This is a genomic window from Gordonia tangerina (genome assembly GCF_021556435.1).
Classification (GTDB): domain Bacteria; phylum Actinomycetota; class Actinomycetes; order Mycobacteriales; family Mycobacteriaceae; genus Gordonia; species Gordonia tangerina.
The window spans coordinates 96,584-108,335 of record NZ_JAKGCU010000015.1 but is presented as its reverse complement, the minus strand read 5'-3'; the positions used below and the strand labels follow the sequence as shown (position 1 = coordinate 108,335).

Sequence of the window (11,752 nt, the reverse complement as noted above, 5' to 3'; positions counted from 1 at the left end):
TGAGCAGCAAGCAGGGCGCCGGTCGCGCAACAGGTGGTGACGGGCAGTCGGGGGCCGATTCCGCGGTGGCGCAGCGACCGCCGACCACCGTGCGGGCGGCCGGTGCGGTGACCGCGCTGGAGGGCGCCGTCGCCGTCGTCGTCGCGATTGTTCTCGCCATCCGCGAGGCGGCGGGCCATCGGGAGGCGTTCATCAGCGGCTACGGCACTGCGGCATGGTTCGGCATCATCGGCGGCGGAGTGTTGATCGGCGGCATCGCCCTGCTGACAGGTCGCCGATGGGGACGAGCGATTTCGGTGGTCGCCCAGATCCTGCTACTGCCGGTTGCCTATGCGCTGCTGACCGACAGCGGGCAGCCGTGGTTCGGTATCCCACTGGCCATCGCGGCGCTGGCCGTGCTGGTGCTGATCTTCAGTCCGGCATCCACGCGATGGCTGGTCGGCGAGTACACCACCGACGACACCCCCGAGTCGGGAGCCGGCTCGCGACGACGACGCTGACCCGGGCGGTACCGATCACGGCCGGTTCGACTCGGGCCGGTCGGTAACGCGGGTTACCCCAGACGGGGTGAGTGATCGGCCGTACAGTTGAGGCCATGACCCGCATGCTGGCCATCGCGAATCAGAAGGGTGGGGTCGCCAAGACCACCACTGTCGCGTCATTGGGCGCGGCGCTGGCCGACCTTGACGTGTCGGTACTCGTCGTGGATCTCGATCCCCAAGGCTGTCTTACCTTCTCACTCGGGCACGACCCCGACCAGCTGGAGTCGTCGGTGCACGACGTGTTGTTGGGCGAGGAGGAGATCGCCGACGTGTTGCTCGACACCGACGACAACGTGACGCTGTTGCCGGCGACCATCGACCTGGCCGGCGCCGAGGCGTTGTTGTTGATGCGGCCGGGGCGGGAGTACGCCCTCAAACGCGCACTCGCAGAGGTCGCCGAGGACTACGACGTCATCCTGATCGACTGTCCACCGTCACTGGGTGTGCTCACCCTCAACGGGCTCACCGCCGCCGACGAGGTGGTGGTTCCGCTGCAGTGCGAGACGCTGGCCCACCGCGGCGTCGGGCAACTGTTGCGCACAGTCAACGAGGTGCAACAGATCACCAACCCGGCGTTGACGACCCTGGGCGCGGTGGCCACCCTCTATGACGCGCGCACCACCCACAGCCGTGACGTGCTCGGTGATGTCGCCGACCGCTACGACCTGCCGGTTCTGGACCCACCGATACCGCGTACGGTGCGGTTCGCCGAGGCGTCGGCGTCGGGCACGTCGGTGATGCGCGGCCGGAAGAACAAGGGCGCCAACGCTTATCGTGGACTGGCGGAGAATCTCTGGAAGCATTGGGAGGCCGGGACACCGGTCCAGACTTTCGACACCGCCTGACGTCTGAATCTGTATCTACGAGCGGCGCAGCGCTCCTGCGTGACCAGCCGGGTGCGCAGCGCCGACGATGCTCCCGAGCGGGGTGTGTGACGACCCGGCATCGTACGGCCGGGATCAGGCAGGGGAGTAGGACGTGACGGTTGGCCCCCACTGTTCGATGACGTCGGCGCCCAGCACCCGCAGAGCCACCGGCTCGTCGCGGCGGCCGTCTCGCGGCAGGGTCATCGCGCGCAGTTCGCGGCCGGTGGCCCCGTCGCGGACGCTGACGCCGTCGGCGGTCGGCAGGAGCAGCTGGCCGGCCATGACCTCGCCCGTCCCGATGGTGCCGGGGATCTGGTAGATGGGCCGAAGATCGGAAGCGTCCAGCACCACGGTGGCCGTGCCGGTGTAGAAGGTGGTCAGGCCGCCGCCGGTGACGACGACTCCATCACCGGGGGGTGCTTGCACCCCGTTGACGGTGTTCGTGGCGGTGGGTGCTCCGTCCGAGGAGAACTGCCGGATCGTCGGCGTTCGATTGCCGTCAGGCGTCGGGGTGTCCGCGGCGGGAAGCGGCGGGTCGCCGCCGCCGTCGTAGACCGCGATGGTCGAACTGGTCATCGCGATCAGGATCGGCGGTGGGCCCGCTGAACCATCGGTGATTATCGATGAACCGTACTGCTGCACATCTTCATCGTCGTCGAGGACGGCACCGAGCACGGTCAACCGGTAGCCAGGGTCATCGGCGCAGCGCTCGATGACCGCGACGCGGCTACCACCGACCGCGGACGACAGCAACTGGCAGTCAGAGCGGCCCGGCTGCACATCCGGGTTCACCGGTGCATCCACCCGGCCGTACTCGATTCCGCGCACCAGATTCGACCCCCACGTCTCCAGACGTGTAGGGCCCTGGGAGACAACGTAACCGGAGTCCGACAGGAGTCGGACCCGATCGTCGGCGTCACTGCTGCGGCCGCCCGCACGCTGTCCCGAGGAAGCGTCGAGTGCGGTGATCTCGCCACAACCGCGCGAGTTGCGGTAGGCGGCGAGCACCTTGTTGTTGCTCGCCGGCCACGCCGCGATCGCCGCGCACAAGTCCAGGTTCCGGGTGTAGCGCCACAGTTCGCGTCCGGTCCGCGGGTCGCGGCCCGCCACGGTGCCGCCGTCGGCGGTCACCACGGTCGAGTTCGCGACGGCCGGGATCCGGGTGGCCGGCGACTGCGCCCGCCACGAAGGTGTGAGGGCCGTGGGCACCTGCGCCGACGGCTCGACCTCGGGTACCGGCGCGACGGCTTGAACGCTCTCGGTCTGCCGGACCGGACTGTTCGCCCAGACGAGCAGTCCGACGACGACGGTGACCACGATGATCGCCGCGGTGACCGCCAGGTCGACCGGGGTGCGACGCTCAGGTCGAATACGGGCCACGTGCCCTCCGGTCGCCACTCACACGTCGACCAGCGCCGAAACGGGTCACTCGGCTGCGGCGACGGTCGTGGTCTTCTCCGGCTGTGAGTCGCCCGACGCAGCACCGCGCTTGGCGCTGCCGCGACGACGACGACGTCGACGCGGGCGCTCACCGCCGGCGGAATCGCTACCGTCGGCCGCACCGGCCCCCGCGTCTGTGGTGTTCTTGCCCGACGTCTGATTGTCGGCGGCGTCGTCCGAGGACCGCGCCGCTCCGTCGGAGGACTTGCCGCCGCGGGTACGTCGACGCACCCGGTTCGACTTCGGACGCTGCGACCTGCTCGTGCGCTCCTCGCGCTCACCGGATGGCTTCGGCGTGGCGATTCGTCCGGTGGCCGATTCCGGGATCGAGAGCTCTTCGCGCAGATGCTCCGAGGTCGAGTAGGTCTCCACCGGCGCCGGCACATCGAGACCCAGCGCCGAGTTGATCAGCTCCCAGCGATGCAGCTCATCCCAGTCGACCAGGGTGATCGCGATGCCGGTCCGGCCGGCACGTCCGGTGCGGCCGATGCGGTGCACGTAGGTCTTGTCGTCCTCCGGGCACTGATAGTTGATGACGTGGGTGACATCCTCCACGTCGATGCCGCGGGCTGCGACGTCGGTGGCCACGAGCACGTTGATGTCACCGTTGCGGAAACGCTTGAGTGCTTTCTCGCGCGCGACCTGTCCGAGGTCACCATGTACCGCGCCGACGGAGAAACCGCGTTCGGCGAGGTCGTCGGCGACCTTCTGTGCCGTGCGCTTGGTGCGGGTGAAGATCATCGTGGCGCCCCGGCCCTCGGCCTGCAGAATGCGTGCGACCAGTTCGGCCTTGTCGAGTGCGTGGGCGCGGTAGATGAACTGCGTGGTCCGCTCGTGGACGGCCGAGTCATTGGCGTGTTCGGCGCGGATGTGGGTCGGGCGGTGCAGGAACGTGCGGGCCAAGGTGACGATCGGACCCGGCATGGTGGCCGAGAAGAGCATGGTCTGCCGGGGTGTGGGCAGGGCTGCCATGATGCGTTCGATATCGGGCAGGAACCCGAGATCGAGCATCTCGTCGGCCTCGTCGAGCACCAGCACGCCGACCTTGCCGAGGATGAGGTGGCCCTGCTGGGCGAGATCGAGCAGGCGGCCGGGAGTGCCGACGACCAAGTCGACGCCCGACTTGAGGTCGGCGATCTGCGACTCGTAGGGGCGCCCGCCGTAGATCGAGGTGATCTTGAGCGGACGGGTGGTGCCGTCGGCGAGGGTGACGTCGAGCTTCTTGGCCGCGACCTCGAGGTCGCCGGTCACCTGCAGACACAGCTCGCGGGTCGGCACGATGACCAGGGCGCGCGGAGTGTTGTCGAGTGGGCGGAGACCCGATGCCTCGGCAGTCGCGAGACGATGCATCATCGGTACGCCGAACCCGTAGGTCTTGCCCATGCCGGTACGGGCCTGACCGATCAGGTCGTCCCCGGACAGGGCCAGGGGAAGCGTCAGCTCCTGGATCGCGAAGGTATGTGTCTTGCCGTCGTCGGCGAGTGCCTCGACGATGCTGTCGTGCACGCCGAGTTCGGCGAAGGTGGGGGAGGTGTGGGTTTCGTCGACGATCGTCGTCTGGACGTCGTCACGGGAGTTGGTCCCGGTGGTATCGCTCATGTGAGGTTGTATGCCTTTCTGCATTTCACGCACGCACGAAAGGCACCACAGTGGGGTCGAGCGGCCTGCGCCGGAAGGGCCCTGGTCGGGCCGCGTCGGTGGGTCCGGGACGGACCGCGCAAACCGCGTTCGGTGACTGTGTGGTGGCTCCGCTCGGGCAGTGTCACCCGGCGACCAGTGCGCGCACATTGTCCGGTGACCGCGCGATGAAAGGGCCGCTCCGCCCGGCCGTGATGAGTCGTTGCCGGTCGGTTCGCCACCGAATCGTCATGATCGCGTCAGTGCACCGTCGTCCAGTGTACTTGGTGAACGTCGAGAGCCCGCATACCATCACCAGCATGTCGACTGCGCCGCACCCATCCGGAGTTTCCCCCGATCCCGCAGATACCGCTGCGACCAGCGTCGATGGCGGTGCCATCGGCAAGTTGTTCGCCGTCTTGCTGGCCGGTGAATACGCGGCTTTCTATCGCCTCATCGACGAGTCCCGGATGGCACCCGACGTCGCGAGCAAGGTGGCCATCGCCCGGATGGCGGCGTCGGAGATCAATCACTACGACACGTTGGCCGAGCAGGTCTGCGCGCGCGGCATCGACCCGATCGCGGCGGTCGAGCGTTACCGATCGATCTTTGACGACTACCACCGTGTTACCACCCCGAAGACCTGGTATGAGGCGCTGGTGAAGGCGTATGTGGGCGACGGGCTCGCGGCCGACTTCTACACCGAGGTCTCGGGAGTTCTGCCCGCCGATGCGCAGACCGTCATCCGCGAGGTGATGGCCGAGACGGCCAACTCCCGGTTCGCGCGCGACCAGGTCGCGGCCGCCGTCGCCGCCGACCCGTCCTTGAGATCGCCGCTGATCCTGTGGGGCCGGAGATTGCTCGGCGAGGCCGTCACGCACGCCCAGTGGGTGCTCGCCGCCGAGGAGGAGGTCACCGACCTGCTGTTCGCCGGTTCGGCATCGCTTCAGGGTATTGCCGGATTCTTCGATGCGATCACCGCCGACCACGCCACCCGGATGGCCGAACTCGGTCTCGGTGGATAGGTCGGGTGGGGTCGAGGCTTCGCGTGTTGCGCTGTGAGCGGAGCCGATGTCGTCGGCGATCGGGTCTGATCTAGCCTGGATCAGCAGACAGTTGAGTGCCGTGTGCGCGGTTGGCCGCGACGCGGCGGATGACCTTCGGAAGGGTGGCCATGGCCGTTGAAGTGAAGATCGGAATCACCGACAGTCCTCGTGAGCTGTCCATCCAGACCACGCTCACCAGTGACAAGGCGTACTCGGAGGTCGAGGCGGCGCTGTCGGGTTCCGGACAACTGCTCGCGCTCACCGACGACAAGGGCGCGCGCTTCTTGGTGCCGGTGACGAAAATCGCCTACGTCGAGGTGGGCAGTACCGAGAACCGGCGGGTGGGCTTCGTCGCCTCCTGACCCATTGGCTCCGATGTACGGCCGCTGTCGATGAGTGTCGACGGCGGCCGAAGTCGTTTCCGCAGCCGGCTCCGGGGAGAGCGCGGCGGTATCGAGCGCTTCTCGGAGCTTCTCAGGCCAGGTCGTCGGAGTCGTCGTCGCCCGTCCCGATGCCCTGCAACGGCACGTGGGACAGCCCGCCCCACAACAGGGCGACCGTGGTGTCCACCGCGGCCCGCTTGTCGACCGGGCGTTTGGCCTCGAGCCAGTAGCGGGCGTTGACCTGGCTTGCGCCGACCAGCCCCGCAGCCAGCATCCGCGAGCGGTACGGGTCGAGGCCGGAGTCGTGCATGACCAGCCCGTAGACCGCGTCGACGCATGCCTCGGTGGCTCCCTCCACCCGCCGGATCACAGCGGGGTCCTTGGCGTCGGAGGAGAAGATGAGCCGGTAGCCGGAGTTGTCCTGGTCGATGAAGTCGAAGAATGCCTCCACCGCGGCACGCACGCGCTGCTTGTTGTCGGTCGTGGTCAGCAGCGCGCGGTTGACGTCGCTGACGAGCTTCTCGGCGTGGGAGTCGACGACGGCGATGTAGAGGTCCAGTTTCGACGGGAAGTGCTGATACAGCACCGGCTTGCTGACTCCGGCATGCACGGCGATCTCGTCCATGCCTGCAGAGTGGTAGCCGCGCTCCACAAAGATCTCGCTCGCTGCATCGAGCAGCTGCATACGCCGGGCACTGCGCGGCAGTCGGGTGTTGCGCGCGGCACCGTTCGACGGGTTTGTGGTGGTCGACATGGGTAGAGCGTACTCGGCGACGATGCCGGGTCCCGTGGCCGCACGGCCCCATCGCGACACACCGTTCCACGCCTGCGCGTTTACCTGTGAGAAGGTTGAGCTGTGAGTCACCCAGGAGGCGGGCCGAACTCGCCCTACCCCGGGGCCGGAGGGCCCGGCGCGACCGGTGGGGGGATCGGGGCCGGGCGGACAACCGGCACGACCACGGGCATACGCACCGGTGCCGGGTCGTCGGCGGAGCCCCCGCGGGCCAGACCGAAGCCGGACCAACCACTGCGTGCCCGGTGGGATCCCACCGACGACAGCGGACGGATCCGGGTCGATCGCGATGCTCAGCCCGAGCGCAAGAAACAGAGCGCATTGGGTCGGTTCGTCGCCACCTATGGGTGGCGCGCCTATGCCATCCCGGTCTTGATCGTGCTGACCGTCGTGCTCATCGTGGTCACCGTGCGGTCCGCCGACGACACCGCCTTCGTGCCCGCCGCGGACGTCAACCCCGATGCGGCCTCACGCAACACCGACGTGAGCAAGGAGACCGGGCCGATCGGTGCCCCGACCGGAACCATCCAACCCGAGGCATTGCCCGCCGGGACACTGCCCGCCGGCGGGCCGTACACCGAAAAGGGGCGTGAGGTCTACCACGTGGTGCCCGGGGCCGGCAAGCAGGTCGGCACCGGCGGCGAGGTCTACACCTACACCGTCGAGGTCGAGAACGGCATCAACGCGCAGGACTTCGGCGGCGATCGGTCGTTCGCGAAGATGGTCGACGCGACCCTGGCGAATCCGCGCAGTTGGATCGGGGACGGGAAGGTCAGCTTCCGACGCATTGACTCCGGTGAGCCGGACCTGCGCATCACGCTGGCATCGCCGGCCACGACACGTGAGTTGTGCGGCTACCAGATCCAGCTGGAGACGTCGTGCTTCTATCCGCCGGAGGAGCGGGTGACGCTCAACGAGGCGCGCTGGGTACGTGGTGCCATCTCATATCAGGGTGACGACCTTCTCTACCGGCAGTACCTGATCAACCACGAGACAGGGCACGGCATCGGGTACGAGGCGCATGAACCGTGTAAAGAGAACGGCGCGCTGGCGCCGGTGATGATGCAGCAGTCGTTCGGGGTGGCCAACAGCGAGATCATGGCGCTCGACCCCGATATGCAGGCGAATCGCAGCTATGTGTGCAAGCCGAATCCGTGGCCGTTCCCCGACCTGTGATGCGGCCATCCGTGGCTGCGGAATGACCGTGCCGCCGCGGCTGTTGTGATCAGCAGACCGCTCTCGAACAACGACGTAGGAGGAGGCGCCCGTGTCGTCCTTGCCCCCGCTGGTGGAACCTGCAGCGGAACTGTCCAACGAAGAGGTGGCCCGATACAGCCGCCACCTGATCATCCCGGATGTGGGGATGGACGGCCAGAAGCGGTTGAAGAATGCCAAGGTGCTGGTGATCGGCGCGGGTGGTTTGGGATCACCCACGCTGCTGTACCTGGCTGCCGCGGGTGTCGGCACCATCGGCATCGTCGAGTTCGACGTGGTCGACGAGTCCAATCTGCAGCGTCAGGTCATCCACGGACAGTCCGACATCGGCCGGCCCAAAGCAGAGAGCGCCCGCGACTCCATCCTCGAGATCAACCCGTTCGTCACGGTCAACCTGCACGACGAGCGCCTGGAACCCGAAGGCGCCATCGAACTGTTCTCCCAGTACGACCTGATCCTCGACGGCACCGACAACTTCGCGACGCGTTACCTCGTCAACGATGCCGCCGTGCTCGCGCACAAGCCGTACGTGTGGGGGTCGATCTACCGGTTCGAGGGTCAGGCGTCGGTGTTCTGGGAGGACGCGCCGGACGGGCGCGGCCTCAACTACCGAGATCTGTATCCGCAGGCGCCGCCGCCCGGCATGGTGCCCTCGTGCGCCGAGGGCGGTGTGCTCGGCATTCTGTGCGCCTCGATCGGATCGATCATGGGTACCGAGGCGATCAAGTTGATCTGTGGCATCGGTGAACCGCTGCTGGGTCGCCTGATGGTCTACGACGCCCTGGACATGAGCTACCGCACCATCAAGATCCGCAAGGACCCCGAGGGTGAGCGGGTCACCGAGCTCATCGACTACGACGACTTCTGCGGGGTGGTCTCCGATGAGGCCGCCGATGCCGTGGACGGTTCGACGCTGACCGCCGCAGAGCTCAAGGAGAAGATCGACGCCGGCGATCGTGTCGCTCTCATCGATGTCCGGGAGCCGGTGGAGTGGGACATCGTCCACATCGACGGTGCCACGCTCATCCCCAAGGACGAGATCCTGTCCGGTGTCGGACTCGCCAAGTTGCCGCAGGATCGCCCAACGGTGCTCTACTGCAAGACCGGTGTTCGCTCGGCAGAAGCGCTCGCCGCGCTCAAGCGCGCAGGGTTCGCCGATGCCACGCACTTGCAGGGCGGGGTCACCGCGTGGGCCAACCAGGTGGACAAGACGCTGCCGGTCTACTGATCGGGCGCGTTCATGTGGTCCGGGACTTGATTGGAGACCAGATGCCCGCGTCGTTGCCGCATTCTGCCTGCATCGCTCGGTAATCTCTGCAGATGTGAACACCGTCGAGCCGCCCGAACACGTGCTGAACACGTTCGGGCTGACCGCACATCCGCCGATTCAGATGGGCGATTCCTGGGTCGGCGGTTGGCGGGTCGGTGAAGTCGTCTTGTCCTTGGTGCCCGACCACGCGCGGGCCGCATGGTCGGCGTCGGTCCGTGAATCGCTCTACGTCGAGGGGTTGCGGATCGCGCGACCGTTCCGCGCCACCGACGGCCGATATGTTGTGTCCGGGTGGCGAGCGGATACCTATATCGCCGGTGCGCCAGAGCCGCGGCACGACGAGGTCGTCCTGGTGGCCGATCGCCTGCATGCGGCCACCGCAACGCTGGACCGGCCACGGTTCCTGTTGCAATCGCCGGCGCCGCCGCATACCGACGTCGACGTGTTCACCGCCGCCGATCGTGCGGCGTGGGAGGACGTCCCGTTGCGCACGGCCCGGGCGGCCGGCATGGGGGAGCCGACGTCGCCGGATGGTGCGCAGAGCGTCGAGATGCTGAAAACCCTTGCCACCCTTCGTAAGAACGTGTCGCTGCAGTCGCAAGTGGTGCACGGTGACCTTTTCGGCACCGTCCTGTTCGCCGGTGCCGCCGCGCCGGGCATCACCGACATCGTGCCGTACTGGCGGCCCGCGTCCTGGGCGTCAGCGGTGGTTGTGGTGGATTCGCTCGCCTGGGGTGGCGCTGACGACGACCTCGTGCGACGCTGGGCGGATCAGCCGGAATGGCCGCAGATGATGCTGCGGGCAACCATGTTCCGTCTGGCGGTCCACGCGTTACATCCGCGTGCCACCGCCGGCGCACTACCCGGGCTGCAGCGGGTCGTGGATCTCGTGCGCTTGATGCTGTAGGCGCAGGTCAGAGTCTTCTGGTCCTTCTCACACGCGCGCCCTCGCGATGTGAGCACAACGTGACTCTTCGGTCACGCGAGGGAAAATCCCGGCAACACACGCTGCCTAACTTTGAGTCCAATCGTCCGACAGAGTCGTCGGTCACTGCGTCCACAACAACGATTGGATGACTCATGCCCGTACTTCCCGCATCCGTGCGGACCGCGCTCGCGCGTGACCACCGGATCACCGACTGGGATCCCGAGGACCGCACTGCCTGGGACAACGGCAACGCCGCCATCGCCAAGCGAAACCTGGTGTGGTCGGTGATCTGCGAGCACGTCGGCTTCTCGGTGTGGTCGCTGTTCTCGGTGATGGCCCTGTTCATGGGACCGGAGTATGGCATCAGCCTCGATCAGAAGTTCATCATCGCGGCGACCGCCACTTTCGTCGGCTCCTGCCTGCGCATTCCCTACACCCAGGCGACCGCGCGGTTCGGTGGCCGCAACTGGGCGATCTTCAGCGCCATCGTGCTGCTGATCCCGACGGCGCTGACCATGATGCTGATGATGAACCCGGGCGAGTTCGGATTCGGCTGGTTCCTCGGCGTCGCCGCACTGACCGGTTTCGGTGGCGGCAACTTCGCCTCGTCGATGACCAACATCAACGCCTTCTATCCGCAGCGGCTCAAGGGCTGGGCGCTGGGTCTCAACGCCGGCGGCGGCAACATCGGTGTGCCGGTGGTGCAGCTCATCGGCCTCGCGGTCATCTGGCTCGCCTCCGATCAGCCTGAGATCGTCTGTGCCATCTATCTGGTGGCTCTCGCCGTGGCCGGTGTCGGCGCGGCGATCTACATGGACAACCTCGATCACCAGACTTCCAGCGGCCGCGCGATGATCGACTGCCTCCGGCACAAGGACACCTGGCTGATCTGCCTGCTCTACATCGGCACCTTCGGATCGTTCATCGGTTTCGGATTCGCTTTCGCGCAGGTCCTCAACATCAGCTTCACCGAGGCCGGCGCCGAGAAGCCCGCGCTGGCCGCCGCCACGATCGCCTGGATCGGGCCGCTGCTCGGCTCTGTGTCGCGCCCCTACGGTGGCAAACTCGCCGACCGCGTCGGCGGCGGCAAGGTGACGTTGTACTGCTTTGCCGCGATGACGCTGTCCGCCGCGATCCTGGTCATCGCCGGCACCGTCGCCGACAGCAATGGTCAGATCAGCGGGGGTGTGCTCAGCGCATTCGTCGTCGGCTTCATCCTGCTGTTCCTGCTCTCGGGAATCTCAAACGGTTCGGTCTACAAGATCATCCCGACCATCTGGGAGAACAAGTCCAAGGAGCTCACCGGCCTGAACGCGTTGGGCAAGACCAAGTGGTCGCGCAGCATGTCCGGTGCCCTCATCGGCATCGCCGGTGCGGCAGGCGGTCTCGGTGGCGTCGGCATCAACCTGGTGCTGCGGGCGAGTTATCAGTCGAATCAGTCGGCGACCGTTGCCTTTTGGATCTTCATGGGCTTCTACGTTCTCGCTGGAGTCATCACCTACGTGTTCTACGTCCGACGTCCGATGGTGATCAGCGAGACCACCGATCTGCAGGTCGCCGCCGACACGGTCGGTGCCGGCGAGACGACAGACGGCTCCGGGCCCGCCGACAAGGCGATGGCCTGAGCCAGACCAGCTCAGAATCAACAAGGA

The 11,752-nt window shown here is 66.9% G+C and carries 11 protein-coding genes; 8 read left to right on the top strand and 3 right to left on the bottom strand.

Annotation, left to right across the window (positions count from 1 at the left end; translation table 11 throughout):
- The first annotated feature begins 65 nt into the window (after window positions 1-65).
- Window positions 66-500 carry a hypothetical protein gene (locus L1892_RS16040; RefSeq protein ID WP_235724628.1) on the top strand — a complete coding sequence of 145 codons (435 nt, stop codon included), beginning with the start codon at window positions 66-68 and terminating at the stop codon, window positions 498-500.
- A gap of 95 nt (window positions 501-595) precedes the next feature.
- Complete coding sequence (locus L1892_RS16035; RefSeq protein WP_235724604.1) at window positions 596-1,387, top strand: ParA family protein; 792 nt, start codon at window positions 596-598, stop codon at window positions 1,385-1,387.
- A 114-nt stretch (window positions 1,388-1,501) separates the two neighbouring features.
- Here L1892_RS16035 and L1892_RS16030 read toward each other — a convergent pair whose 3' ends face one another.
- Both L1892_RS16030 and L1892_RS16025 read right to left on the bottom strand, forming a co-directional pair.
- A complete protein-coding gene (locus tag L1892_RS16030; protein ID WP_235724603.1) occupies window positions 1,502-2,788 on the bottom strand; it encodes an Rv3212 family protein in 1,287 nt (428 codons plus the stop codon).
- A 45-nt stretch (window positions 2,789-2,833) separates the two neighbouring features.
- Window positions 2,834-4,447, bottom strand: a complete 1,614-nt coding sequence (locus L1892_RS16025; RefSeq protein WP_235724602.1) for a DEAD/DEAH box helicase — start codon at window positions 4,445-4,447, stop codon at window positions 2,834-2,836.
- Window positions 4,448-4,785: 338 nt separating this feature from the next.
- On the opposite strand from L1892_RS16025, the gene L1892_RS16020 reads away from it, so the two are divergent.
- Both L1892_RS16020 and L1892_RS16015 read left to right on the top strand, forming a co-directional pair.
- Window positions 4,786-5,490, top strand: coding sequence for a ferritin-like fold-containing protein (locus tag L1892_RS16020; protein WP_235724601.1), 705 nt, complete (start codon window positions 4,786-4,788; stop codon window positions 5,488-5,490).
- Window positions 5,491-5,639: 149 nt separating this feature from the next.
- Entirely contained in the window at window positions 5,640-5,873 is a 234-nt protein-coding gene (locus L1892_RS16015) for a DUF3107 domain-containing protein (protein WP_235724600.1), read from the top strand.
- Between the two features lie 112 nt (window positions 5,874-5,985).
- Here the strand turns inward: L1892_RS16015 and fasR are convergent, their stop codons facing one another.
- Window positions 5,986-6,648: an HTH-type transcriptional activator FasR gene (fasR, locus tag L1892_RS16010; protein WP_235724599.1), complete on the bottom strand. Its 663-nt coding sequence runs from the start codon at window positions 6,646-6,648 to the stop codon at window positions 5,986-5,988.
- A gap of 210 nt (window positions 6,649-6,858) precedes the next feature.
- On the opposite strand from fasR, the gene L1892_RS16005 reads away from it, so the two are divergent.
- The 4 genes from L1892_RS16005 to L1892_RS15990 all read left to right on the top strand — a co-directional run bounded on the left by L1892_RS16005 (window position 6,859) and on the right by L1892_RS15990 (window position 11,725).
- Window positions 6,859-7,863: a DUF3152 domain-containing protein gene (locus L1892_RS16005; protein WP_235724627.1), complete on the top strand. Its 1,005-nt coding sequence runs from the start codon at window positions 6,859-6,861 to the stop codon at window positions 7,861-7,863.
- A 91-nt stretch (window positions 7,864-7,954) separates the two neighbouring features.
- Window positions 7,955-9,130, top strand: coding sequence for an adenylyltransferase/sulfurtransferase MoeZ (gene moeZ, locus L1892_RS16000; RefSeq protein WP_235724598.1), 1,176 nt, complete (start codon window positions 7,955-7,957; stop codon window positions 9,128-9,130).
- 94 nt (window positions 9,131-9,224) lie between these two features.
- A complete protein-coding gene (locus L1892_RS15995) occupies window positions 9,225-10,079 on the top strand; it encodes a TIGR02569 family protein (RefSeq protein ID WP_235724597.1) in 855 nt (284 codons plus the stop codon).
- Between the two features lie 173 nt (window positions 10,080-10,252).
- Window positions 10,253-11,725, top strand: coding sequence for a nitrate/nitrite transporter (locus tag L1892_RS15990; RefSeq protein WP_235724596.1), 1,473 nt, complete (start codon window positions 10,253-10,255; stop codon window positions 11,723-11,725).
- Window positions 11,726-11,752 lie beyond the last annotated feature (27 nt).

Excerpts from the sequence above, each read along its gene's own strand:
- fasR (WP_235724599.1), bottom strand. The coding sequence starts at position 6,648 with ATGTCGACCACCACAAACCCGTCGAACGGTGCCGCGCGCAACACCCGA.
- L1892_RS16015 (WP_235724600.1), top strand. The coding sequence starts at position 5,640 with ATGGCCGTTGAAGTGAAGATCGGAATCACCGACAGTCCTCGTGAGCTG.
- L1892_RS16025 (WP_235724602.1), bottom strand. The coding sequence starts at position 4,447 with ATGAGCGATACCACCGGGACCAACTCCCGTGACGACGTCCAGACGACG.
- L1892_RS15990 (WP_235724596.1), top strand. The coding sequence starts at position 10,253 with ATGCCCGTACTTCCCGCATCCGTGCGGACCGCGCTCGCGCGTGACCAC.
- L1892_RS16020 (WP_235724601.1), top strand. The coding sequence starts at position 4,786 with ATGTCGACTGCGCCGCACCCATCCGGAGTTTCCCCCGATCCCGCAGAT.
- L1892_RS16035 (WP_235724604.1), top strand. The coding sequence starts at position 596 with ATGACCCGCATGCTGGCCATCGCGAATCAGAAGGGTGGGGTCGCCAAG.